The sequence below is a fragment of the Ruficoccus amylovorans genome (genome assembly GCF_014230085.1).
GTDB lineage: Bacteria > Verrucomicrobiota > Verrucomicrobiia > Opitutales > Cerasicoccaceae > Ruficoccus > Ruficoccus amylovorans.
Genome location: NZ_JACHVB010000012.1, coordinates 12,885 through 38,028, shown reverse-complemented (window position 1 = coordinate 38,028; position 25,144 = coordinate 12,885). Strand labels below are relative to the sequence as shown.

Here is a 25,144-nt window from a genome sequence, read left to right as displayed (position 1 = left end):
GTTTTTGATGTGTGTGAGTTTTCGAGGGATGAAAGCAGGCCCAGGACGAACATTGCCCTAGGGTTGCATGCTCAGGAAATCGAGGAAGGCTCGCCGGTCAGTCATTCGAATCCACCAGTTGTAGTCGCCATCCCGGCGCGCTTCGAATATCTCGCTCACCGGTTGCGGATATGACTCGACCTGATAAACGAACGTGTCCACAGAGACTCGTGAGTCTAATCGGCGATCTACATTGATGGCCTGGTCATACTTGGGATCGTAGAAATCGTTGATGAAGTCCGGCCAGAGGTCATGGTACAGGCGCATCACCTCAGGCAGCGGATTCTCGACCAGGCCACCGGGACTGCTTCCAGACAGATTCTCGGGTTGGCTGGCAACGTTGCCATTGCTGATAATGGCCTGAGACATGCCGCCGAACTCATTGAACTCCGTAAAGTAGTTCCCGCGAACACGCTGGGCATATTCGATCTGGTAAGAACGGCTGTGGTCATGGAGCCAGGGCCGGTTTTGTCTCAGATAGTCACTGGCGTAAAGCTGGGCCTGCATCCCTGTGATCGCCATCAGGGCGTAGTAGGCCGAGCCCTGCATGGTCTGCGCGTCATTGAATTGCCGGGCGATACGCACCATCGCCACCATGGCCGCATAAATGCCATTGCTTTCCTGATTACCGTTGCCGACTCTCAGCCCGCCAAAGCTGTCCCAGCTCATCCCCGTCGCCCAGTCATGGCTGTTGCGCGGAGCGTTCATAAGCAGCTGGATCGTCTCGTAGTTATTCCACAGCCAATCATAACGCTGAAAGGTATCCGCGTAATTCCAGACCATGTAAACGGTCACTGACCCGAAGTAGACCTGATCGACGCCAAAGCGCGTCACCCCATAAGGCGAGAGACCGATGTAGAGATCATTATCCGGATTGTATACCTCCACGATCAGTGGCTGGTCGCGGTAAACTTCATCCACCAGCGGAGCAAGCTCAGGAGGCGGCTCACTCGTGCTCAGGAAATAAGTCTCCGTCTCTGTCCGGATTTCATCTTCCACTGCCTGGCGTAACGGATCATCCAGGTAGGGAAGCGCCAGCAACAGGTTCGTATAGTAGGCGCGCAGGTTACCCGGAATAAAACCGCCGTGCCGCAACTCCGTGCTCCAGGGATGCTTGCTCAATTCGTCCTGAAGCCCCTCCGCTACCGTATGGTTAAGCTCATCACGCACCGCTTGAGCCTCTTCAGTTTCAGGTAACGACAGGTTCCCACGCCGTTCATCAATAAAGCTCAGCAGGCCTTTGATCCGAAAGATTCCAATTTCACGATTCTCCCAGGCGACAAACGGTCCCTGCAGCGTCGCCATCCCCAGGTCACGCGTCGGGGCATCGGCAGCGATGTCGATCTTTCCGGCTTTGCTCGACAAGGCAAGCGTCGGGCTGACGGGAACGATCTTCATACCTTCGGTCCCCCAGGCGTCCTCGATCTCCAGATGCGTGACCTCGTCTTTGACAATCAACTCGTCATTCGCAAAATCAGCCAAAGTGCTGCGCCGCACCTGATCGGGCGCATTGAGCAGTACCCGCGACCAGTATTGGCACCGCTCGACAACGTCCTGCGGCAAGCCTTCACTCCATCCAGCCGTGCGGGCAGGCTCCTGCAAGGTCACTCCATAAAGCGGCATCCCTTGCAGGATTCCAGCGGCAGTTTCATAGGAAAAAACCAGAGCCGTGCCCGCAGACGTGCTCACCGATGTTGGCCGCTTCTCCAGTACAAACAGCCAGGGAGTGTCAAACTCATCCCAACCTGCCCCGCCATTGAACCAGGCCAATACCCAGTTCGCGGTCATGTCTTCGCCAGGGATGCCCTCCGTTGCGGGAACGACGTTGACGCCATTCCTCCCTTCATAGGCCAGGTACTGAGGCAACCCGACGGCATGCGTCTGAATACCATCAAAAACCGCGATCTCGTCGGAATTGGTGGAGACGACCCAGGCAGGGCTGACCGCGCTGATGCTGAAATCCATCCATACGTCGCCTGAATAATCGTAGCGGTAAGTCCGCTTTGCCCACGAAGACGCCTGGACGGAAAGACCCTGCAACGTATTCGATCCAGCCGGCCCGACCTTCCCATAGACCCACGCGTCATTCAACCCGTCATAACGGTGTCCGGCTACCCGGTGGAATTTGCGCACACGCTCCCCTCCCGCCGGAGTCGGACGGGTATTGGCCAGGAATATCCGCGGCTCTTGTAAGGAATCCTGAATCTGGACTGAATAGGCAACGCCGCTTCGGGCGTCAGTCTCGCTCAGGTTGTCATACAGTTCGAACGAGGCATCGACCTCGCGCGGACTGAAGCGCCCCATGGCCGTATCGTTGACAACCACAGGCAGTGCCTGCCCCATGTAGGCGCCGATTGCCTCATCCACCGGCAGTTCGTAGGTAATCCTTTCAATGGGCCCCACCTCGAATGGGAGGCTCATCTCCCACACGAGTTCACCGTCCACATGGTAGGCGAGATGGCACGTATAGTCCGCCTCCTGCTCAGGGGCAACGAACTGGAACCGCGCTGCGCACCATTGCTTCGGATCTATTTCGAGGGCGATCTGGTCACGCTGCAGCGCGATGCCGCTGGCGTTGACGATCTCAGCCGAGAGCACGCCGTGGACAGGGTTTTCTCCGAGGCTGGTCAAAGACGGTTCGACAATCACATCCGCAGACGGCTCGAAGCGCTGTGCGAAGGGAGCATCGTAGAGCAAGGTTTTAAGCGCGTCAGCCCCCGGCACCTTCAAGGACATTTTTGCATAGAGCTGGCTGCTGTCGTAGGGTTGGAGCGTGTAAGGCCCTTCATACATCCCACCCTTGTGGCCGGCATAGACCCGTACAGCGATAACGTTACGTCCCGGCCTGAAGTGCCCGGCGGGCACCGGGTAGCGGCGCTTCACGTCGGAAGCGCCAAGTACGAAATTAGGCGGAGTGCCGCCGTAACTGCCGACATTGTCTCCGTTCACATAAACCCGGTCGGTTACTGAAATAGCCCCCAGACTCAGCACCAGATCCTTGCCTTCCAGTTCGGGTGGCATCTCAAACGCCAGCCGATACCATCGCCAACCACCGCCGCCGATTGTCGTTCCGGCGTTCACGCTTCTCCAACTTTCATCGTTGTATGACGGGTCGGCATAGGAGGAGTTGTCACCGCGGGTGAATTTCCACACTTGCGGCAGGGTCCAGGAGTTTCCCTCGACCGGACGTTCAAGCAAAAATACCTCGCTCTCTGAGACAGGCACAGGAGCGATTGTTTGAGCTGCAAAGCATTCGCCCAAACCAAGTAACAAACATAGAAAATACTTAAGCATAGTTGATGACATTTAGGCCGCCTCCAACAGAGCACATCCATAAGTGCTCCACAGGAAAAGAAACCGCCTCTCCGATTAATACATTTCGACCGAGAACAAACCGGCTTGGCACAATCACCTGCCTACACAGTCGATTGAGCACTCGCCATTATTTGCCCCAATAATACCACGAGGGCATCCGACTTTCTCCCTCCTGTTTGCAAATGAATGATACTCAGTTAACAGCCAAGTGCATGCGAAGAGGTAAAAAAGGGTAAGAAGCGTTACCGCGCCCTCTCGCTACAGGATATCTGCTCGATCCCACATCGAATACTTGGAGAAGCTCAGAGTCTCTCAATACGCATTGAGAGGGTTTTAGACCGATTTTGCCTCCGACGAGCAATAATCATAAGTAAAAGCATAATTATGTAAATCCCATTTCCTTGTTCCTCTTCTCTGCTTTTCCGAGACTGGAAACATGAAATCTCACCCCACCCCAAGGAGTACAAAAACAACCCTGCCCAAGCAGTGTAAATCTTCGCTTCATGTTGATATGCACACGCTTACCCGTCAGTCATGACCGTAGATCATAAATAAGTATAAAAAAATTTATTTCGATAAATACATCTACGCATTTATCGAGATTAACTCCTAAGCCAGGTTCTCACATGCCGAGATTACTTGAAGCGCCCTTGAACGACTCCCGCTCAACGCAATCCCCCGGTTTATCTCCCAAACCCCAGTTCGAATTACTTCCGGCAGGACAACAGGGCGTCAAAGCCACGAGCTATTCGAAAGGATACGTGGATTCGCACTGGCACTTCCACCCGGAAGTGGAGCTTGTCTGGATTGAGCGCGGACAAGGCATCCTTCACGCCGGCCACGCGCTCACAACTTATGGACCAGGGCAACTCGTGCTGATGGGGGCGAACCTGCCACATGCCTACAACTCCCATCCGAACCAGCGCAATGGCGCCCGATGGACAGTGCTCCATTTCCGCCCGACACTGTGGGGCGAAGACTTCTGGAGCCTGCCGGAAAACATCCGCATCCGGGACTTCCTTGCCCGCGCGGGCTGCGGCTATGTCTTTACCGGAGAGATCGCACAGGCCGGAGGAGAGCTTTTGCAACGCATCGAAAAACATCGCCCCGGCGACATGCCACTGGCCCGCCTGCTGGATCTGCTGGAGCATCTGGCCCGCGACAAGGACGCATACCGACTGAATCCCCAGCCGGTCGGCGGAGGACGGTCCAGGCAGAACGATCCTCGCCTGCGCGGCGTTCTCAGCCGCATGGAACAAGAAGCTGACAATCCCGATCTGACACAGGCCCAGGTGGCTCAGTGGGCTGGGATGTCTCCCCAGGCGTTTTGCCGCTATTTCCAGCGACTGACCGGGCGAAAGTTCCAGCATCACCTGAACGAGTTGCGCATTACACGCGCTTGTGCCTGCCTGCTGGGCACCGAAAAAACCATCGCCGAAGTCGCATTCGAATGCGGGTTTAACAGCCTCTCGAATTTCAATCGCCGCTTCCGCGAATTCACCGGCCACACCCCTCGCAATTACCGAAAAACCGAAGACGAGACCATTTCGAACAGCGGTTTTATGACCCTCGCCGGGACTTGACCCCCAAGCCCGACGAGAACAATTGCGGACTAGTGTGCTGTGAGCTAAGTTCCTCGCATAAGTTTTGGGGTGCAACCCAGTTTGGATGTTCCTCAGGGATTGTTGCTTTTAGCCAAGCTAAAAGCAACAATCCCTGACGCGATGCGGCAGCATCGAAAGTGCAGACTATGCCTGCTGCGGGGCTTGGGGGCGCATAGCCCCCAAAAAATATGCAGCAAACTTCGGTAACCGCACACTAGGTGTATTTGCTCCGAAATTCACTCGGTGTCTGACCACGACGTTTCTTGAACCACGCCGTAAACTCCGATTGATGCCGGAAGCCCAAGCGGAAGGAAATCTCCTTCAGTTGCGAATCCGAAGTACTCAGGGCCGCCAATGCGTAATCAATTCGCAAGCGCTCGGCATAGCGCTTGGGAGTCAGCCCGTAGGATTGGGTAAAGATGCGGTTTATCTGGGCGATACTGAGTCCGACAAGCTCGGCTAGGTCCTGCATCCGAACCGGCTCCCCCATTGGCTGCGCATCCATCCAGCGCTTCATGATCAGCGCACGAGAGTCTCCCTGGACAGGCATGTGGCTGACGACTCCCCGCGCCCGCAAGACCGCCCATACCAGCCCCAGCCATCGGTGGAAATTTCCTTGCAGTGCCATATACTGTTCATAGCTCACATCCTGGTCGCGCAGCTTATTATAAGCCTGAGGAAAAAAGCGACGAACCAGCTTTAACATCGGCACTGTCGGAGGTAGCCAGGCACGTGTTTCCTCTGCCTCCAGCACGAGCGGCCCCTCCCACTCAAAGAGCGGTAAATCGCTGATCCAGCTTGCCCTAAAATGCAGTGAAAGGATACGCGCCGAGTCGCTGAACCGACGTTCGTTTTCCACTGGAGGGATGAGCACCCACTGCCCGGGCGTCACCCGGCATGAGCGGCCATGAGCAGAAACCTTGACCTCTCCCCGCAGTACTTGCCAGGCCGTGAAGTGTCGGTCCCAGACGCGCAAGCGGCCAGCTGTTTGTGGCTCTCCCTCATAGATCCAAAGCAAATACGCATCGAGCGTTCTCCAATTACGGAAATATGTCCGGGGGCTGTCATGAGTCGGCATATTGAGCAATTATCATAACCAAACGCATAATTATGTAAATCCGATTTTCTTGTTTAGTCACTATGCGCCCCAGAGAGTATCATCCATGGAAACCTGTTCCACTCTTCTGAGATATTATCATACCCCCAACCACCGACACGCGCTTACACTGGACGTTGACATCTGCATATTCGGTGGCAACTCCGGCGGCATAATCGCGGCCATCGCGGCCAAACGCAAGGGCCTGAGTGTCGCGCTACTTGAGCCTGGCTACCACCTCGGGGGCTTGACGGCCGGTGGGCTTGGCTACACCGACATTGGCAATAAGTTTGCGATCGGGGGGCTCGCGCGCGAGTTCTACCGCCGTATCGGCCTCAAGTACAACCAACCAGAACTCTGGCGCTTCGAGCCAAGCGCGGCCGAAGCCGTCTATCGCGAATGGCTGGATGAACAAGGGATCGAATGCTACCTGGAGAGCTTCCTTGAGTCGGTGGAAACAGCAGGCGGGAAGATTGTTTCTCTGAGCACTGAAAACGGAATCAAGGTAAAAGCCCGTCAATTTATCGACGCCACCTACGAAGGCGACCTCATGGCCCAGTCCGGGGTGAGCTATACCGTTGGACGTGAAAGCAACAGCGTCTATGGAGAAACCTGGAACGGCCAACAACTGCTGAGGAAACATCAATTCGAGTACGATGTGGATCCCTATAGAATCAAGGGGCGCCCCTCCAGCGGACTGCTTCCCGGCATCAATGAGGGCTCCTACGAACAAGGGGCAGGAGACCGCTGCGTGCAGGCCTACAACTTCCGGCTGTGCATGACCAATGATCCCGCCCGGCGCATTCCCTTCAGCGAACCCGAACACTACAACCGTGATGACTACGAGCTATGCGCCCGCTATTGCCGGGCTGGCCACATCCCCAGCCTCCGCAAGTTCGATGCGTTGATAAACAGCATCTACGACGTCAACAACTGGGGAGCGATCTCCACCGACTATGTCGGCATGAACCACGATTTTCCCGACGCAGACTACGCGACCCGTGAGAAGATTTTCCAGTCCCATGTCCAGTGGACCAAAGGGCTGTTGTGGTTCTGGTCCACCGACCCCAGCGTTGATGAAAACTTCCGCCGCCAACTGCGCGAATTCGGCTGGCCGGAGGACCAGTTTCCCGAGACCGAAAACTTCTCTCACTCCCTTTATGTCCGTGAGGCACGGCGCATGGTCAGCGACCTTGTCATGAACGAGCACCACTGCACCGGGCGCCTTCGAGTCGAAGACCCAGTCGGCCTGGCCGCCTACACGATGGATTCGCACAACTGCCGGCGTATCGTCATAGACGGAAAGGTATTAAACGAAGGTGACGTGCAGATCCACTCCGGTCCGCCCTACCCGATCTCTTATCGCAGCATCATTCCCAGCCGTGGCGAGATCAGCAACCTGCTGGTCCCTTTCTGCTTGTCCGCCTCTCATATCGCCTTTGGGTCGATCCGCATGGAGCCGGTCTTCATGATCCTCTCAGAATCAGCGGTCGAGGCCGCCAGCCTGGCAATCGAACACAAATTCGATCTTCAAGACATCCCCTACGAACGTCTGAAGAAACGCCTGCTAGACGCACAGCAAGTCATCCATCCCGTCCCAAAAGTCAAAAATACGCAAACCGGCGAGTGACAGAACAGAAGCACAAGCCCCCATAACATCAGAACGACTTGGGTGGCCCGGCCAGGACAACCTGGTCCCCCATCTGAATCAAGTCCTTCAGCACCCAGTCCTCCTCACGTAAAGAGGCCAGCCACAAATCGTAAACGTCTTGATGCATGGGCAGTCTTTAAATCAGCCCCTAAACCATGTCCATTAAAAATCACGGAAAGCCATAGAGTACCCAGACAAAAGCTAGTCCAACTCGTCGGTAATGTCCGTCACGGCAAACAGGCAATTGCAATCGCTGCGCCTGTTCCTGAAGAAATAGACATACCCGCTCTCCAGCAAAATCTCGTCGGATGCAACATCGCTGGGCCTGAGATCAGCCCAACGCGTGCGTTCGATCCAATCTGTTTTTTTGATGTAATCCTCCAATTTTCCCGGCCCCAGCCGGTAATATTCCGACGGCAAACGGGGATGCAGTGCATAAGTATGACCATCTCTTACTGGCAGACGAAACTGTCTTTTCGAATCATAGCGATCGGCCACAGTTGCGATGAGGAATTTGTTCTCGTTGTTACAAACCACTCGCTGATCTTCGGGGCTTGGCCAGGTATCCGGCGCATCCAGATCGATCATCGAGATGTAATCGAAACGCAGAACCTGCGCCCGTTGAAGCTGGATGGCCCCCAAGTCGATCACACCCCGCAAATCCGGCTGAATCGTCAAGGTCTGCGTGACATAGCCTTTGGCGGAGATTTTTAGCTCATAGGGGATGGGTGACAGCCCTTCAAAGCTGAAGCTCTGGCCCGGAGAAATATCCTTCGTTTCCACGACAGGCCGCAAGCATTGCTGCCACGTGCCCCCGTCTCTTCCGAGATAGGCCTCGTTCTGGACGATCAACTCAAGCTTAACCTCGGGCGTTTTTCCCTTCATCGGCTCAGCCTGAACACTCCCGGTCAACGTCCTTAAATCTTCGAGTGGAGCCTTTTCGAAGGTGTGAGTCCCCACATCACAAATCGGACCCCATACAGGCTCATTTGGGGTGATAACCAAGGGCTCATAGCCATGAATATAGAGTTCAAGCGTCCTCCCCGGATAGATCGCCGTGGCAAAACTGCCATCGTTTTGCAGGGTTAAGATGCGGGCAATCTTCGCGCCTTCCGGTGGCTCAATCCGCCCAACGAGGATATGTCCCCCACCATCCCAAAGACGCTTGATGTGCCACTTGTACTCCTTGGAGATACTTTTGGCCGATTGATAATGCGCTCTCAAATCAGCCATCACCGGCCCCAAGGACGGCATCTCCGTGGTTTCATTCGCTGACGGGATGGATCGCTTATAGAAGTGAAGAGCGGTGAAGGTGATAGCATAGAGCAGCACCAACACGCCAAGGGTTTTGAGGAACGATTTACTCATGGCGGGGGGTAATGGATGACGTCGTTAGTCTTGTGCCACAGATGCACGGCCAAGCCAATATCATTTCTAACTTCAACCACACATGAATGCAGCGATTTGGCAGCCTTCTCAGCAGCCCGAAAAGAAATGACCTCCACATTTGGCCACAAAAGGCCCGTTTAGAGGAAATAAAAAATGGCACAGGAATGGCACAGTGATTTCCAAGGCCTCGAAACCCGGAAAATAAAAATCCCGTAAATCGTTGAATTTACGGGATTTAAAGTGGAGCCGGGGGACGGAATCGAACCGACGACCTACTGATTACAAATCAGTTGCTCTACCAACTGAGCTAACCCGGCACTTGTTGATTATAAACAAATTGAAAAATAATTCTTGTCTCATTGACCACCAGCATTGGCCACCGATTGCCAGATCGCGCATACTACGTCTGGCCCGACCGGCGTCAAGGCGGAAGCAAACACACTCATCAAATCCATCGACTCGCAGTTTGCCTTCTCGTTGACAACCCACTGTTCCAGCACCCGCCCCGCGCTCGGCTCGGCCGGTTAGGCGCACACGTCCGCTCAGCCCGGAGGCCACTCCAGCGGACGTCCTGCGAGTAAGTGCACGTGCAAGTGCGGGACAGTTTCGCCGCCGTGGGGACCGTTGTTGATGACGATGCGGAAGCCCTCCGGCCCGTGCTCGGAACCGAGTTTCTTCGCGGTCAGGAGCAGGTGCCCAAGTAATTCGGCGTCGGCTTCGCCCGCCTCGGCAATACGGGGGATGACCCGCTTCGGGATGATCAGGAGGTGTGTCGGGGCCTTCGGATCTATGTCGTGGATGGCCAGGCAGCGCTCGTCCTCGTAGGCGATTTTAGCTGGAATCTCACGGTCTAGGATTTTTTCAAAGAGGGTTTTGTCGGACATGGAAAAAAGAAAAGTTGAGGCGTAGCGGTTGTAACTTCTCCGGCTTGTAGACGTAAGTGATTAATGCGCTTTTTCCGGCCCGTGGGCAAGAATATCTCCGAAACGGCAAAACAACCAGTCCCGGTATTTTCCCTCAATCTACAAATCCCTATAAACCTGCAAACGGATTTTACGTCAGAAAGATCCTCCTCTTCTACAGGAAAATCAACTGCAACCGGGTGCGGGGGGAGCTGTGGGCAGCGGCGAGATGCTGGATGTAGCCGACGAGCTCCTGATACGTCCGGCGGCGGGACGGAGACCAGCGCCGCCCCTGCGGGCGAACAAGCGTGGGCAATCCGGAAATGAGCAGAATCGCCTCCCGCGACCCAGCCAGCTTGCGCAACGATTTGAGCACTTGCGCGCGTATCCACAGGGGGTCGTTGTCCTGGCCATGCAGGTCGCAGTGCTGAAAGCCGCAGGTGGCACGGTTGTCCAGGTGAAGCTCCAGCAGACGACGGGCTGAGTTGGCCAGCATCTCGTGGGCCGGGTGAGACTCCCCCACCTGCTCGCGGCTGAACTCAATTGCCTGCTCAATGTGCCGGGCCAACTCCTGATCCGAGCCGGTGGCCAGGCTCAGAAGCGAGTTAAGGGTACGCAGTTGGCTGAGGTTGTCCGTAGGCATGCGCACTAACTAACTGCCAAACTCATCCCTGCAGACAAGCGAAAGTTACTCACAACGAGCCATCGGTGCCTGTCGCGAGCGCCCGGTCAGCGCGTAGTGCGCTTGAGGGAGCTAATTTCGCGGGCGAACTCGTTGATGTCGCGAAAGTCCTTGTAAACGCTGGCATAGCGGACGTAGGCGATGGAGTCGATGGCCTTGAGTCGGTTCATGATCTGCTCGCCGATGGCCTTGGTCGGGATTTCGGTGTCGAACTCGCTGTCGAGCGCCTCCATGACCTCGGCCACCATCATTTCGATCTGCTCGGCCTGGATGGGGCGCTTTTCGGTGGCCTTGCGCAGGCCGTCGAGAATCTTCATCCGGTCGAAGTCCTCCCGACGTCCGTCGCGCTTGATCACGATGAGGCCCTCGCGCAGGATTTCCTCCACCGTGGTGAAGCGGTAGCCACAGCCGAGGCACTCCCGGCGGCGGCGGATGGAGAGCTTGCTCTTGCCGATCCGGGTGTCGAGTACCTTGGTGTCCTTATGGCCGCATTTTGGGCAATACATCCTGCTTCGGGGGTGGAATGTTGGTAACCGTTTGAGAGTTTCGAGATTGAAAGTTTGAGCGTTGGGGGGGACGCGGGACGGGACTCTTTTTGAAAGAACTCCTGAACAGTGAAAAGGAACGTGGCGGGGAAAAAATATCCGACTCTCGGGACGGGGCGAAAACCGGGCGCGGTTAGAGTTTGAGGAAGTTGTCCAGCATTTTGAGGCCGGAGTCGGTGGCGTAGGACTCGGGATGGAACTGCACGCCCCAGACGGGCAACTCCTTGTGGGCCAGGCCCATGATGTCGCCCTCGACAGTCTCGGCGGTGACTTCGAGGCACTCGGGGAGCGTTTCGCGCTCGACCACGAGCGAGTGGTAGCGGGTGGCCTCAAAATCCTGCGGCATCCCCTTGAATACGTCCGTATCGCGGTGGCGGATGGGGGAAGTCTTACCGTGCATCAGGCGCGGGGCGCGGATGACCCGGCCGCCGAAGTACTGGCCGATGCTCTGGTGGCCAAGGCAGACCCCGAACAGCGGCACCTTGCCCGCGAAGGCCTCAATGATGTCGAGCGTAACGCCCGCTTCATTAGGAGTGCACGGGCCAGGCGAGAGCAGGACACGCTCGGGCTTGAGCGCGAGGGCTTCGGCCACCGTGATCTCGTTATTGCGATAGACGCGTTGTTCCGCCCCCAACTGGCCCAGGTATTGGACCAGATTGTAGGTGAAAGAGTCGAAGTTATCGATGACCAGTATCATCTGCAAAGAATGAGTCTGTGTGCTCCCCCATAAATAGTCAAGCGCCCCCTGCTACTTACTAGATATGGGTTGGCCGTGCGAAAATCGCCCCTTTTCGCGTAAAAAAAGCGTTGCCGCCGGGGCGGGAGCTTCCACGCTGGCCGGGTGGATTCGACCTTCCAACTGAAAATTCCCGGCACAGACGGGAGCCCTGCCCCCCACCCCGGCGGCCCGCGTCGCGGCGTGCTCAAGACCCGTCACGGCGAGATTCAGACTCCGATCTTCATGCCCGTGGGCACGCAGGGCACGGTCAAGGCCATGACCTGCAAGCAGTTAGAGGAGGTCGGCGCGCAGATCATTCTGGGCAACACCTACCACCTCAACCTCCGACCCGGCCCGGAGCTGATCGAGTCGTTCGGCGGGCTGCACAAGTTCATGGGCTGGGACGGCCCGATCCTGACTGACAGCGGCGGCTTCCAGGTCTTCAGCCTGGCCAAGATCCGCCAAATCACCGAGGAGGGCATCCGCTTTCAGTCCCACCTCGACGGGACCAAAATTTTTCTCAACCCGGAAACCTGCTACCGCATCCAGAAGTCGCTCGGCAGCGACATCGCCATGGTGCTGGACGAGTGTCCGCCCTGGCCCTGCTCCGAGGAAGACAGCCACCAGGCACTTGAACGCACGGTGCGCTGGGCCAAGCAGTTCCGCGACATTGCGGCTGACGACGGCTTTTTCGCCCGCGGGCACCACGCCTTCGGGATCGTGCAGGGCTCCGTCTTTGAAAAGCACCGGGCCGAGTGCGCCCAGGCGCTGGCCGCGATGGACTTCCCCGGCTACGCCATCGGCGGGGTCAGCGTGGGCGAGCCGGAGGAGGAAATGCTCAAGCAGGTGGCCGCCGCCATCCCCCACCTGCCCGCCGACAAGCCCCGGTACGTCATGGGCGTAGGCACGCCCCCGCAGTTGCTGAAAATGATCGCGCTGGGCGCGGACATGTTTGACTGCGTGATGCCCAGCCGTCTGGCCCGGCACGGCAGCGCCTTTACGCCTGACGGACTGATCAACCTGCGCAACGAGCGCTTCAAAGCCGACCACGCGCCGCTGGTCGAGGGCCTCGACAACTACACCTGCCACCGCTTCAGCCGCGCCTACCTGCGCCACCTCAATATGGCCAATGAGATCACCGGCCACACCCTCCTGACCTTGCACAACGTCCACTTCTTCCTCGACCTCATGCGCCAGGCCCGCGAACACATTGAGGCCGGCGATTACGAAACTTGGTCAGCCGCCTGGATCGAGCGCTACGAGGCCGGAGAAAAAGCGTAAAAAATCCGCCCCGGCCAGCATCGGCGGTAATCGTACTTTAGACTTTCCCCTCTGAACCGATAGAGACACCCTAAATACTATGCGAATTCTTGTTACCGGCGGTGCGGGCTTCCTCGGAAGCCATCTGTGTGAACGACTCCTGGGCGCGGGCCACGAGGTCATCTGCCTCGACAACCTCTTTACGGGGCGCAAGGCGAACATCGCCCACCTGCTCGACGACCACAACTTCGAGTTTGTGCGCCACGACATCGTGGACGGTTTCAAGGCCGAAGTGGACCAGATCTACAACCTCGCCTGCCCAGCCTCGCCCGTGCATTACCAGTTCAACCCGATCAAGACGGTCAAGACCTCTGTCATGGGCGCCATCAACGTCCTCGGCCTGGCCAAACGCGTGAAGGCGCGCGTCCTGCAGGCCTCGACCTCCGAGGTGTACGGCGACCCGAGCGTCCACCCGCAGGAGGAGAGCTACTGGGGCAACGTCAACCCCATCGGCATCCGCTCCTGCTACGACGAGGGCAAGCGCGTGGCCGAGACGCTCTTTTTCGACTATCACCGCCAGCACGGGATCGAGATCCGTGTCATCCGCATTTTCAACACCTACGGCCCCCGCATGCACCCCAAGGACGGCCGCGTCGTTTCCAACTTTATCGTCCAGGCCCTCAACAACGACCCGATCACCATTTACGGCGAAGGGCAGCAGACACGCTCGTTCTGCTACCGCGACGACCTGATCGAAGGCATGATCCGGCTGATGGACAACCAGATCGGCTACACCGGCCCCTGCAACATCGGCAACCCCGGCGAATTCACCATCCGCGAACTGGCCGAAAAAGTCATCGCCCTGACCGGCAGTAAGTCGAAGCTCGTCTTCGAGCCCCTGCCCTCGGACGACCCCAAGCAGCGCAAGCCCGACATTACCCAGGCCCGCGAAAATCTCGGCTGGGAGCCGACTGTGGCACTCGAAGAGGGATTAAAAAAGACCATCGCCTACTTCGACGATCTACTCAAATCAGGCGGCGGCGACTACCCCGACCCCGAGCGCGTCGAAGACTGAGCGGACACACCGGCACCCCCGCCCCCGGAACTCGCGCGCAAATAGCCGGGCTGCTCTATCCCTGCAGCAGTCTAATACGACATGTCTCCAACACTTACAACCGAGACCTACAGACGCCCCCTACTGGTTCGAGTAGCAGCCCTGCATGCGCTGACCTCGACGCTCGCCATCGGCTAGCCAAGCTCTTTTCTTATCCTGTGTGTCTTAAATGGTGCTCAGGGCGGGACTCGAACCCGTTGTAAGTATTTCATATTATATTAATAATTAAATAGTTATGTAGTTTTAAAAAAACAAAACCGTCAGGTTTTCGGGTGATTTTTACGGCTTTTTTAACTGACTCCTACTGACTCTTTAGAAATTTCCAGAAAGCAATTCTTTTTGAGGTATTGATGATCCCGATAAAAGGCAGTGTCTCCCTTTCAAAACACCCAGACGATTTACAATTTATTACCTCAGTACGTACTGCAACGGCATTGACCGACCAAGGGAAAGCGGACAGACTCGGGAATACCCGTTGAGCCGATTATGAGCGTCCCTGAAAAGAGCCCCATCATTCCCCTTGAGGCGTTTCTGAAAAAGGCGATGGGCAAAGAAGTGGAAGCAGGCTTTTCTGATTTCCTTAGCCTGTGGGAATCTTCCAAGGGCTTGCAAACGCTCATCAGGCAATTCGTCGAGCGCACGCCAACGGATACCCCGGGCAACATGTCAGCGGATGCCATACCAGCATCCCTGCCCGAGGGACCGGTGGAGGAAATGCCGTCCGACTGGCGTGCGACTTCCGCACCTGCGGTGGATCGGCGTTTAACCCAATCTCACGGTGGCCTCAGCCGCAAAGAATTGCTCATTTTGCTGGAGAAACATAAGTCGGGCAACCGGGACCTGGGGCTTTATCTGCTGGTCCGCGCCTGGAAAAAACACATGATCGGCCCCCGTAAGCCGCTGCCCACCTGGCTAAGGCAACTGACACTCGATTATTGGGGGCAGGCAATCGCAGAGAACCAAGCAGACTATTTCCTCCAAATCGCGAACACCGTGAAATTTCTCGAAGAGGGAGAATTTCAGGCAAATGGGCAATGGAACCACGATCCGGGCCAGTGGTGGCAATTTCACCTGCTGCTCTACGTGCTGGACCATCCGAAAAACAAATACCCGATGCGCGAATTCGTCCGCTATTTCGAAACCGAAGTCGGCGCAAACGCCATGCCAACGACCAAAACCTTGCGCCATTTCTGCCGTTCGGTCGGCATTGCATTGGACTCCACCCCCGGCGCACCCCGGAAGCGACAACAATACTAGACGGTGCGCTCAAAGCCTTGACCACCACCGGGCGGGATTTTCAGAACCGTGAAAGAGTCCGTAGAAACGGATTAAATCCTCCTTCTCAAAGTATTCGTAATGGACGATATGGCGGCGGAATTTCCGTAAAATGATATGGCGCGTGCTGCCATAGAGGAACCCATGGTGCATCGGCTCGGCTTTGACCGCAGCAACCGCTTCCTCCACCTTTTCGAGAAAGGCTTCTCCCAACTCGGCTTCCTCTTGCAGGTAGCGTGCCTGCGCTTCAACATCCTCGCTGAAAAGCGGGTGGAACTCTACTGTTCTGGCCACTAAGCCTGCTTGCGAAATTGCTCTTTGAGCGCGTTCATTTTGCCTCCGAATTCCTCTTCGGTCATCGGAACCACCTTGCCAGAACTCATTTCCCTAGCCCGACGGGCGCTTTCTGCAAGCTGCGCCTTCTCATTCGGCAAGCTTGATGCGAGCTGCAAAAACACCTGCAACCGCTCGTCTTCCGGAAGAGCTAAGGCCTCGCTGGTGATGCGCATCGTGGTCGTACTCATATCTGAAACCGTATATCTTTTGGCCAAAAAGTAAAGCTGCTTCCCATTTCCCCAAACTGGCTCAAGCGATCAAATCCCTAGAAACTGCCACACGCCTAATACCGCTCCTGCTGGTAGTCTTCCAGATCGCTTTCGATCTGCTTGAAGCTGAACAACAAAGAGTATCCTTTGTTGTTCGGAATTTTGTAGCAGGAAATAACCCGATCCTTGACCCATCGGCGAATCGTATCCTGAGATTTGCCAAAATACAGGGCAACCCGCTCGATCCCCACCAACGGCGACTGAATGGCATTCAACTCGTGCAATTCCCGCTGAAGCCCGGCCAACTCCTTCCGCAATGCCGCCAATTCCTGCGCAACAACCGCGTCTCCTACTGCCGGACGCTCCCGCTCTGGGGTTGCGCTGGCCGGGAACGGATAAACAGAGGCGGTTGACTGACTCATGATGCCGTCAGTTTAGCAGAAAAAACAACCGCGAATAGGGAAGACGGGAGCCAATGCACTTCCCTATTCTGCCAAAGAGAATCGGCTGCCCGCTGGCGGGCAGCCGATTTCTGAAAAGCTGGCGTATCGCCATTCCACTGAGTGCGCCATAACCCCATGTCAGTAAGTCGGACCCGCAAATCACTCCCCAGTCACGCCTAAGATCAGATTCGCCGCCTTCTGGGCCTGGCTGGCGGCAGTGACTACCAGCTTGCTGTCACCTTTCAGGATGCGAATCCAGCCCTGAAGGTAAGCGGCGGAATTCTCGATCACGCTGTTATCAATGCCGCAGTGGGCGCAGAGGAAAGCGGCGGTCATCTCGGCAATCAGTTCCTCGCGGGAATAGTCGGCGTCGCCGATAGTTCCCTCTAGATTGCGGTCCAGTCGATGCTTGGCCCCGCAACTATGGCCTAGCTCATGAAAGAGCGTGGCGTAATATTCCTGACAGGACGAAAAACGCGTCTTGGGCGGGAGCTGGATTTCATCGGTGGCGGGAATGTAGCAGGCGTGCTGGTAGCCGTGCACAATCTCCGGGCCTTCCTTCCAGCCTTCAATCACCCGCTCGGCGGCGTCGATGGGCGAAAAGTCCAGCGGCTCGACTTCGGGCAGTTCGGGGAACTCAACCCCTTCGACGTGACAGGCATTAAAAACCACATAGGCTTTCAGGAAAGGAATTTTCCGGGTTTCACCTTCGTCGTCGCTGTCCTCGTTTTCACGTTCCCAGGTTCCCCAGTAAACCACGGGAATGCCCTTGCTGCCCTTGATGATCTTCCCGCCCTTGGCCTTGACCTGATTAAAGGTCATGAACCACGGCAGATCAAAGGCCATCGCCTCCAGCAAAAACCAGTTCACGCCGGAGTAAGGGCGATCACTGACAAAGTTTCGGGGACGGCCCCCGACACGGTTCCACGGTCTGCGCCACGGGCAAACCCCATTCTCCAAGAGTTCAAGCATACGCTCGGTCACACGGTCATAAGCGGATTTCTTCACGGTTGGCTCCTTTCGGGTTAAACGGTCTTCGGCATGAAAACCTGCTTTCCCCTGCCAAGCGGCGAGCGAGCGAGAGCGTGCCCAAAGCGATGGCCGTAGGCCGCCGTCAAGGTGGAGATTTTTGCGCCGAGAGCGGAAGCGAGAAGCCCGCGCCGAAGCTGCACAAGCGAACGCAAAAATACGACCTTGAAGGCTGGGAGCGGAGGGCTGGCATAATCCCCTTTCCTGCGGGCAGGAAAGCAGGTTCTCAGCCCCACGCGGATACGTAATTTCCTTATCTAACCCCTGGAAATATAGGCATAGCCTATGGCCATAGCCATCTCTTCATGCCATCCGTATCCATTACGTAAGATACGGTTAGGATCATGCATTAAAAAATGCCAAACAGAACGTCTACAGACCAGCGTACTTTTCGGCTGCTCGGGACAACAATCCATTCAGTATCGTGAGCGTCATTGAGGACCCTTTGGCCTTAGATTGAGCGACAACTTTTTTCCATATCGTATCGTTACGGGCATTTTCGAGGAAATCGTGTCCTCCCCACGTCAATCGTTGAATTGCAAATGTCAGAGGATCTCGTGAAAATACCTCGCCCACAACCAAATCAGCCTCGACCATGAGCTCAATATGTTCAGCAACAGCACTATCCCGTATATCCGGACCTACCTCTAAAACCACCAAAGCCGTTCCACTGTCAGCTTGCTCCACCTGAAGCATAATACTTCTGATCAAATCGAAATCTCTTTTCATGGCAAAAGGTTAAAAAAACAATAACATCAATCAACTAGTGATCCCACCACGAACCCTGCGGTAATCAGATTTCAGTGCTTTCAACTCCCGCTCGAGCCTTCTGACCTCGACACGTAATTCATTGGTTTTACATTCCAAAGATGACTTGAAAGCTTGTGCAACTTCAGAATCGATACGAGCGCGTACATGGGTCAATTTTCTTGCTTCAGCTTGGTCGATAGAATGGGCCTTGGCCCATGCAGTAAGCCCTCCTGGGTAGATACTAAAATATGCCTTGGTCTGTGAAAGGCTAATCCCAAGCTCACGCAACGCGCACATTTTATCCTGAATTAAGCTCTCATATCGTATGGCATGTCTCCAATCACCCCCATAATCCCTCTTACGCCAAAATCTAAATTTATTCTGAATAGAAGTTGGGGATATTCCACGAATCTCTCCCCATAAAACTGATGCTTTCTTAGCCACATCCAATGCCGCAGTCCTGTATTTTTTTCCCTTAGGCCAGCAACGTCTAGACATTTCCTGCATCAGCCATAGCTCCCGCTTTACGTCCATACGCTGCTTGCGGGTTAATTTTTCCCAATCAACTCCACTTGGGCGGTAGGCCTCGCCCAATATCCAATATGCACCCCGCGGCGGAGAAATCCCTTTGGGATCATGCCAGTAACGCAATAAACGTTCCTTTACATTTGCTTCCGTAAGCATGTCGTCATGATTAAACTCCTCCAAGTAGATACCGTGTTTGGCGCATAACTCTCTTTTTCTCTTATCGCGTTCAACCAAAGCGTTATAACCGCTCTCTCCACCAAAAAAATCAACCGGCTTGGCATGCTGTTGGCCTTGATACTCAATTCCAACCCACTGGGCAGGCAACCAGAAGTCCAGTTCAAGCCCCTCAAGCTCTGGCGGCCTAACGTTTCGCAATATTTCAACGTTTGGAAACGCTCCGCGCAGACACAACCAAAGCAAATCTTCGCGCCGCATATCACCCTTCAGCCCCAAGCGTTGATTAAGGCGTTCATATACCCTCAAATCACGCTTGGAGGTAAACTTTTCGGGGTCATATTCGGAAACTAGTCCCAATTCATACCCAACTTGATCCAGGTACGGATAATAACGAGTATCTGCCAGGCGGTTTCCTCCTGTATGAAGAGTCGGTACGTGTCCGGTGCATAAATGGCAAATGCCGTTTCGAAAAAAGCCACTACCTTCCAATTCTTCAATCGCCATGGCCTGCCCGGCTGGATTTATCGCAAAATGCGACAGCAAATTCTTATTTCCCGGCGCAAGTAACCTCTGCCCATTGGCTAATTCACGAGCGAGCCAAAATTTCGCCGCAGACCGCGCACAAGAACACAAGTAAGCGACAGAATCCTGTCGTTCTCGAAAGGTAACCCAAGGCCCAAATCCATAGTCTACCCATGGCAGGGGGAGCTCTTTCTCTTCAACTGGTCTATCGATAAACATTACAGATTTTCACAACCGCCCTGGCTCATAAATCCTGTAAGAAGACATTCATCGCCCTCGAAAAACACCACTGCTCCAGCGATCAATATACTCACTGCCGCTACTCGGATCATCGTCATCCTCAGGGTCGTCCGGGTCATAGTCTGCAACCAAAAGAGTCAACAGGCGCCCATAGCGACCGAGCCCAACAACATCCTCGCTCGCATAAACACCGCTGACATCAGGAAACCACTCTACCAAGTCAATCCTGCCTGATTCAGACTGCGCAGTCTCGATCCAATCGCTATCGCACGATTTTTCATACGATAGAGTATCCGGAGGAACGTCTTCTTTTTTGCGCAACCAATCGATGCCTGGAATTTGGCGAAACCCGTCCGAAGCCACCATATAGTCAATTGTTCCTGAACGAGAGAGGACCACAGCGGCGCATTCTTTGGTAATCTCAGTGAAACGGATCGCGGAGGCCAAAAGGGAGCTTTGGCATTGCTCGGCGATAAGCCTGATCGCGTCCATTCCTCGCTCTTGGCCAGCAATGATAGGCGAAACCAAAGCCCACGGCATTAGGAACTCCGTCGCGAAAACATCAGCCTCACGCTCATACTGATCTTTTGCAATATATCCGGCACGCGATAGATGTTTACCTTCTGCCAATACGGCTTGGACATGACCATCGATCAAGTAATGCCCAAGCTCGTGAGCGACAGTAAAATGCTGAAATCCAACGCTTTTTATCTGAGACGAATAGCCGATTCCAAAATTATTTCCAAGCTGCATGAGAAAGCCGGAAATATCCTTCTCAGGTGGATCGAAAGATTGAACAACAATATCTTTGTTCTGCGCGAAAGCGATCGGATCGACTGGCAGGCTCAATGCTCCGCCTGCCTTCAGTTCATTACGGGCTAGCGTGCAAATCTGTTGCTTGCGCAATCGGCTTATCTTCACTTGGAATCCTTTTTTTCCTTCTCACTTAAGGCTTTAGCCATTTCGTTCAGAAAATTGAGGCTGCTATCCGAGAGGTTTTCCGCATTCCTGAAAAGCTCACGCGACCGAGGAGCAGATACACTCCCCATTCCATATTGCTCCTCATCGATCCTGCCCAGCAAGTAATCAACGCTCACATCCAGAGCGTCAGCAATTTTGCGCAGGTTATCGAACGAGGGAGATCGCTTCCCTGTTTCAAAATGCGAGATAGCCGCTGGCATCAGTCCTGATCTCTCAGCAACATCCGCCTGGCTTAATTGACGACGCTCCCTGAGCGCCTTGAGTCTGTCTTTGAATTCTTCATTCATAGCTAGTTACGGAAACGTATAGGAAAAATATACAATATCCCTTGACTTTCCACAATTCACTCTATACGATTCGTATACAATAGCAATACCGAAAAGGTTTTTCATGAACCCAACTGTAATCATTAAAAATTCCGCGAGAGACTTGCTTGACTCCAAGCTCTTTCGCCAGGAACGCAAAACCGCGTTCGCGGTGGAGAGCATTACTCCACCTTCCGTAAATATCACAGCCACCACTGGCATTCACTTCTACGCAAAAATCAGCCTGCGCCTCGACCTTGAAGCGGCAGACCGGGACGCAGCTACTCGCAGCTACCTTCAGGTGGTCGATCAATTCGCCAGGGTGGCAGACGCGTTAACCGAAGAATCCGCCGCCGAATTACTGGAAGTCCAAGGCGAGGTGTTACACCTGTATTTGCCGTGTGAGGCGAATGAGCAGAGTTTGCTGACAGCGTTGGCCTACTCTGTCGCCTTGCATGAAGAAATTGAAAAACGAGTAAAACCACTCGCCGGAGATAGCTGGAAAAGCGTTCGCTTTGCCTTTGATTTCGGTCAGACCATTCTGGTGGACACCGAACGCAACATTGACGATTCCATTATTTCCCTAGCACCGGCAGCAAACCGGCCAGCCAAGGAATTCGCAAACGACTCTTCTACTTTCCCCAATAGTTCGGTCCGTTTCCCCACCGCAATATTGCAGTGGTCTCCGACCATTCTGAGATACGCAAAAGGCCGCTCAATCAGTCATAACGGACAATGGGTAAGCCTTCCCATAGACGTCGCAGCAACATTCATACGTCTATTTACCACCGCCGAGTCTAATCTGTATGAACTTCAGGAGAAATTGGCCACCGCCATTCGCTCAAAGCAGGCATCCATCAATTTCTCTCAGTTGAGAATCAACGAATCCATCGATCCGAGCAGCAGTAAAATCTCCTCTCCCACCCGCCTCCGGGGATGGTCTCTCAGAGCTGATCTGGACGGATTTAGCCGCGGGGTAGAGGCCGCCTTCTCGTCCCCAAACCGCGATGAAGCCTGCCGCAAACTTACAGAAGACTTCCTTGAGGTTATGGAAGATGCTTCTCATTTCGACAGCCTATGCCCTTGGCAACTGGTCCAACTCGCATGGGCGGGAGATTGCGCTTCACGCCTCGTCGTCTCTCAACCGAAGGACTATGAGGCCGACGGCAAAGAACGTCCCGCGAGTATCGCCCTGCGCTGGCATAACAAAGCCCAGAATAAGCGTTGGCTAACATCGATAGCTGGAGGCGATACCGAGGAAGGCAATGGCCGTATGCTTGTGGCGACTATCACTGTTGGCTGGCGGACCTTTCGAATTGCTGGAGGCTGGCCGATCAAGCGCGCAAAACAGGGTGAACAAGACATTGGAGGCAAGCCCCTCGAAACCGTTCTTCATAGCCGAGACGTCGTACGACTCGACGCTCATTGGGCTGATGCGTTTAAACCCATTATGGGCATCTCGAACTTCAAGCGTGCCTCGAAGGCAGCGTTGGATAAAGCAGCAAATCAAGCCGATGATCAGGCAATGGCAAATACCATCGAATGCCATCCTCGCATGCCTTACATAGCCCGTCCTCGTCCTTATTATGGTCGTTGAACAATTAGTCAGACTATCGTCATCAGGGGCCGAATCGTTTTTGAAATCCCTCCGGGCACATGACGCCTCAGATGCCCAGGGAGTCGATACGTTTCGGATAAAAGGGACAGACAGCGCATTGGCTTACACGACGACAATAGGGGTTCGACTGCCTTCACATCAAAACACGATAGTCCCCATCATCGTGTGCGCCAATGCCCTCTGGGAACAGAATACCCCTAGTGTGCGCTGTGATGAGCCATGGGTACGCAGAGAAATAGACTGGCACGTAAACAAGGGTGGCTATCTGTGCTGGGACCACGATCACCGTTGGGCTGACCGCTGCGAAATAACCCACATAATTCTGGGCCGAGACGCTGGTAATGAGTCTCTTGCGACATGGCTCATCCAAAGCGTCGGTATGCTACTCTATTACCATCAGGTTGGTGCCGAGAGGGGCCTCGAACAATGGCAGAGTTCCTGGCAGCAATTCTCCCACTACGAGGCGGGCACCAAAGAGTATGATCAAGAGCGAGAGAAATTTCGCCGTCATCTCGCCGAGCAACTCATTAGGAACAATCCCAACGCAACCACTCCCCATACTGCTTGAACAAAGAACACCCCAACTGCTAGACGGTACCAAAAGAATTTCCTTGCGACAATACGCCCCAAATTGGTCAATTGATCTGAATACTCTTCTAGCATTTTTTTAACGTCCATCCCCTGCAGCAGGTCAAACATCTCAGAGGAAGCTAGGTCAATATTCTCGTATCTGTCTACGTGAATTGGGAACAGTGCGGTATGTTTCGATGTAAGTTTTAGACGCGCGATATTAGTCGCTACACAGAAAAAAATCGAACAGATGGAAGCCACACAGGATAAAACGGCTAATTCCAGTGCAATAAAATCCACACATGGCAAAGCAAAAATCCCTTCAAATCTAGGCTCTTCAAGCTTGAGCACAAATTTAATAATGAATGCCATGCCACCAAGAACCAAAAGAATCAAACTGGTCAGCGCAACCGTCTTTCCATCGATGAATCTGGAAATAGAATGCATATTCGCAAAACACTCTTTTGCATGACTCAATTTCAATTCGTCTTCCGCATTCATTGTTGTTTTTAATAGCTCCCTAGCTCTCCGGAAGTCAATCCCATCTCTCAAGAACCATAAGCGCTTTCAAAAGCCTCTTGGACATGCAAACGGCAGGTTCCGCCTCCTAGTCATCTGACAGATAATACCATCCATAATTCGTCTGTTTATATCCGATTATAACAACATTGACTCGCAACATCCCCATAAACAGCATCAAACGACTTGTACGCCTAATGGCATTACAGATCACCGTATTCGTTACCCCCCCCTTTTGTACGACATGAAAACACACGATGATATCAAAGCCGAGGTCGAACAAATATTAAGAACGGAATGGAGCCGACGAAAAGACCAATCAGTACCAGAAGCAGAAGACATCCAACTCGGGAACGACGCCATGGAGCTTGATGCAACAGTACTCTACGCCGACATGGAAGATTCTACAGGCCTAGTCATCGGGTACAAAGATTGGTTTGCTGCCGAAGTATACAAAGCCTATCTACGAGGAGCTTGCGACATCATCAAAAACAATAATGGAGTAATTACAGCCTTTGACGGTGACAGAGTCATGGCCGTTTATATTGGAAACTCCAAAAATACCTCAGCGGCTAAAACCGCCCTTCAAATAAATTATTTATCATCGAAAATAATTAATCCAGCCCTAAAAAAAATCTACCCCAAGTCAACATTCCAACTACAACAAGCGGTAGGTGTCGATACCGGAAGTTTATTCATAGCCCGCACAGGCGTTCGAGGATCAAACGATTTAGTATGGGTAGGTCGATCCGCAAACTATGCGGCAAAACTATGCGGTCTTCGTAATGATACTTACGCATCATTCATCACCGAAGAAGTATTTAACAAGGTGCATGAGTCCGCAAAATATGGCGGCAACCCCAAACAATTGATGTGGAAAAAGAGCATCTGGTCTCAGAGAAACATCTCCATATATAGGTCGTCATGGCATTGGAAACCCTGACCCCACGCATTCCATCTTCAAAAAAAGCCTTGGATGTAACGGCTACACCCAAGGCTTACTTGAAAATAATCTAAGCGTCCGCTACTCGGCCTCCATGTCGAGGTAGGTCTGGACAAGATGGTCGTCCTGTTCGGGGGGCTGTTTGCCGGAGAGCAAGAGCACCTGACGCTCCAGACCGGCGACGACCTCGTGGGCCTCAATGCCCGAGAGGTAGAAGATGATCAGTTCCTCTGGGCTGGGAACGGCGTTCTGGTAGCGGCGCGTCAAAAAGTCATTGGATCGCTGAAAGGTAGCCATGATCTCAGCGGGAATTCTCAAGACGGTGGATTTATCGGAAGTGGTTTCAGTGGTCGTTTCCATGATTAAACCTTGGGTTGGTAGTTT

At 54.2% G+C, this 25,144-nt stretch carries 24 protein-coding genes and 1 tRNA gene; 7 read left to right on the top strand and 18 right to left on the bottom strand.

Features of this window, described 5'->3' with window-relative positions:
* Positions 1–57: 57 nt before the first annotated feature.
* Complete coding sequence (locus H5P28_RS01275; protein WP_185673893.1) at positions 58–3,333, bottom strand: hypothetical protein; 3,276 nt, start codon at positions 3,331–3,333, stop codon at positions 58–60.
* Between the two features lie 647 nt (positions 3,334–3,980).
* On the opposite strand from H5P28_RS01275, the gene H5P28_RS01270 reads away from it, so the two are divergent.
* Positions 3,981–4,937 (top strand): helix-turn-helix domain-containing protein, encoded by a 957-nt coding sequence (locus H5P28_RS01270; RefSeq protein ID WP_185673892.1) that lies wholly within the window; start codon positions 3,981–3,983, stop codon positions 4,935–4,937.
* A gap of 235 nt (positions 4,938–5,172) precedes the next feature.
* Here the strand turns inward: H5P28_RS01270 and H5P28_RS01265 are convergent, their stop codons facing one another.
* The gene (locus H5P28_RS01265; protein WP_185673891.1) at positions 5,173–5,934 is read right to left on the bottom strand and encodes an AraC family transcriptional regulator; all 762 of its coding nucleotides are present in this window, start codon (positions 5,932–5,934) and stop codon (positions 5,173–5,175) included.
* 187 nt (positions 5,935–6,121) lie between these two features.
* Between H5P28_RS01265 and H5P28_RS01260 the strand changes: the two genes are divergently transcribed.
* Entirely contained in the window at positions 6,122–7,684 is a 1,563-nt protein-coding gene (locus tag H5P28_RS01260; RefSeq protein ID WP_185673890.1) for an FAD-dependent oxidoreductase, read from the top strand.
* A 222-nt stretch (positions 7,685–7,906) separates the two neighbouring features.
* On the opposite strand, the gene H5P28_RS01255 is transcribed toward H5P28_RS01260, so the two are convergent.
* The 6 genes from H5P28_RS01255 to H5P28_RS01230 form a co-directional block, all read right to left on the bottom strand.
* Positions 7,907–9,073, bottom strand: coding sequence for a carboxypeptidase-like regulatory domain-containing protein (locus H5P28_RS01255; protein WP_185673889.1), 1,167 nt, complete (start codon positions 9,071–9,073; stop codon positions 7,907–7,909).
* Between the two features lie 262 nt (positions 9,074–9,335).
* A tRNA-Thr gene (locus H5P28_RS01250) sits at positions 9,336–9,411 on the bottom strand.
* A gap of 225 nt (positions 9,412–9,636) precedes the next feature.
* Positions 9,637–9,978: a histidine triad nucleotide-binding protein gene (locus tag H5P28_RS01245; RefSeq protein ID WP_185673888.1), complete on the bottom strand. Its 342-nt coding sequence runs from the start codon at positions 9,976–9,978 to the stop codon at positions 9,637–9,639.
* A 193-nt stretch (positions 9,979–10,171) separates the two neighbouring features.
* The gene (locus H5P28_RS01240; protein WP_185673887.1) at positions 10,172–10,639 is read right to left on the bottom strand and encodes a hypothetical protein; all 468 of its coding nucleotides are present in this window, start codon (positions 10,637–10,639) and stop codon (positions 10,172–10,174) included.
* Positions 10,640–10,725: 86 nt separating this feature from the next.
* A complete protein-coding gene (nrdR, locus tag H5P28_RS01235) occupies positions 10,726–11,184 on the bottom strand; it encodes a transcriptional regulator NrdR (protein WP_185673886.1) in 459 nt (152 codons plus the stop codon).
* A gap of 172 nt (positions 11,185–11,356) precedes the next feature.
* The gene (locus H5P28_RS01230; RefSeq protein ID WP_185673885.1) at positions 11,357–11,920 is read right to left on the bottom strand and encodes an anthranilate synthase component II; all 564 of its coding nucleotides are present in this window, start codon (positions 11,918–11,920) and stop codon (positions 11,357–11,359) included.
* A 168-nt stretch (positions 11,921–12,088) separates the two neighbouring features.
* On the opposite strand from H5P28_RS01230, the gene tgt reads away from it, so the two are divergent.
* The 3 genes from tgt to H5P28_RS01215 all read left to right on the top strand — a co-directional run bounded on the left by tgt (position 12,089) and on the right by H5P28_RS01215 (position 15,572).
* Positions 12,089–13,222: a tRNA guanosine(34) transglycosylase Tgt gene (gene tgt, locus H5P28_RS01225; RefSeq protein ID WP_185674237.1), complete on the top strand. Its 1,134-nt coding sequence runs from the start codon at positions 12,089–12,091 to the stop codon at positions 13,220–13,222.
* Between the two features lie 79 nt (positions 13,223–13,301).
* Positions 13,302–14,276, top strand: a complete 975-nt coding sequence (locus H5P28_RS01220) for a UDP-glucuronic acid decarboxylase family protein (protein WP_185673884.1) — start codon at positions 13,302–13,304, stop codon at positions 14,274–14,276.
* Between the two features lie 525 nt (positions 14,277–14,801).
* The gene (locus H5P28_RS01215; RefSeq protein WP_185673883.1) at positions 14,802–15,572 is read left to right on the top strand and encodes a hypothetical protein; all 771 of its coding nucleotides are present in this window, start codon (positions 14,802–14,804) and stop codon (positions 15,570–15,572) included.
* A gap of 9 nt (positions 15,573–15,581) precedes the next feature.
* Here the strand turns inward: H5P28_RS01215 and H5P28_RS01210 are convergent, their stop codons facing one another.
* The 8 genes from H5P28_RS01210 to H5P28_RS01175 all read right to left on the bottom strand — a co-directional run bounded on the left by H5P28_RS01210 (position 15,582) and on the right by H5P28_RS01175 (position 21,092).
* Positions 15,582–15,884, bottom strand: a complete 303-nt coding sequence (locus tag H5P28_RS01210) for a type II toxin-antitoxin system RelE/ParE family toxin (RefSeq protein ID WP_185673882.1) — start codon at positions 15,882–15,884, stop codon at positions 15,582–15,584.
* Positions 15,884–16,114, bottom strand: a complete 231-nt coding sequence (locus H5P28_RS01205) for a hypothetical protein (RefSeq protein ID WP_185673881.1) — start codon at positions 16,112–16,114, stop codon at positions 15,884–15,886. The genes H5P28_RS01210 and H5P28_RS01205 overlap by 1 nt, the downstream gene beginning before the upstream one ends.
* Before the next feature lie 95 nt (positions 16,115–16,209).
* Positions 16,210–16,557, bottom strand: a complete 348-nt coding sequence (locus H5P28_RS01200; protein WP_185673880.1) for a helix-turn-helix domain-containing protein — start codon at positions 16,555–16,557, stop codon at positions 16,210–16,212.
* A 180-nt stretch (positions 16,558–16,737) separates the two neighbouring features.
* A complete protein-coding gene (locus H5P28_RS01195) occupies positions 16,738–17,586 on the bottom strand; it encodes a zincin-like metallopeptidase domain-containing protein (RefSeq protein WP_185673879.1) in 849 nt (282 codons plus the stop codon).
* Between the two features lie 393 nt (positions 17,587–17,979).
* Positions 17,980–18,336 carry a DUF2513 domain-containing protein gene (locus H5P28_RS01190; RefSeq protein ID WP_185673878.1) on the bottom strand — a complete coding sequence of 119 codons (357 nt, stop codon included), beginning with the start codon at positions 18,334–18,336 and terminating at the stop codon, positions 17,980–17,982.
* 30 nt (positions 18,337–18,366) lie between these two features.
* Complete coding sequence (locus tag H5P28_RS01185) at positions 18,367–19,803, bottom strand: PDDEXK family nuclease (protein WP_185673877.1); 1,437 nt, start codon at positions 19,801–19,803, stop codon at positions 18,367–18,369.
* A 48-nt stretch (positions 19,804–19,851) separates the two neighbouring features.
* Positions 19,852–20,745, bottom strand: coding sequence for an ImmA/IrrE family metallo-endopeptidase (locus H5P28_RS01180; protein ID WP_185673876.1), 894 nt, complete (start codon positions 20,743–20,745; stop codon positions 19,852–19,854).
* A complete protein-coding gene (locus H5P28_RS01175; RefSeq protein WP_185673875.1) occupies positions 20,742–21,092 on the bottom strand; it encodes a helix-turn-helix domain-containing protein in 351 nt (116 codons plus the stop codon). Before H5P28_RS01175 ends, H5P28_RS01180 begins: the two co-directional genes overlap by 4 nt.
* Positions 21,093–21,195: 103 nt before the next feature.
* Between H5P28_RS01175 and H5P28_RS01170 the strand changes: the two genes are divergently transcribed.
* Positions 21,196–22,707, top strand: coding sequence for a hypothetical protein (locus H5P28_RS01170; protein WP_185673874.1), 1,512 nt, complete (start codon positions 21,196–21,198; stop codon positions 22,705–22,707).
* Positions 22,708–23,235: 528 nt separating this feature from the next.
* Here the strand turns inward: H5P28_RS01170 and H5P28_RS01165 are convergent.
* Positions 23,236–23,799, bottom strand: a complete 564-nt coding sequence (locus H5P28_RS01165) for a Pycsar system effector family protein (RefSeq protein WP_185673873.1) — start codon at positions 23,797–23,799, stop codon at positions 23,236–23,238.
* Between the two features lie 262 nt (positions 23,800–24,061).
* Here H5P28_RS01165 and H5P28_RS01160 point away from each other — a divergent pair, with 262 nt between their 5' ends.
* Positions 24,062–24,760, top strand: coding sequence for an adenylate/guanylate cyclase domain-containing protein (locus H5P28_RS01160; protein ID WP_185673872.1), 699 nt, complete (start codon positions 24,062–24,064; stop codon positions 24,758–24,760).
* 81 nt (positions 24,761–24,841) lie between these two features.
* Here the strand turns inward: H5P28_RS01160 and H5P28_RS01155 are convergent, their stop codons facing one another.
* A complete protein-coding gene (locus H5P28_RS01155) occupies positions 24,842–25,120 on the bottom strand; it encodes a hypothetical protein (RefSeq protein WP_185673871.1) in 279 nt (92 codons plus the stop codon).
* Positions 25,121–25,144 lie beyond the last annotated feature (24 nt).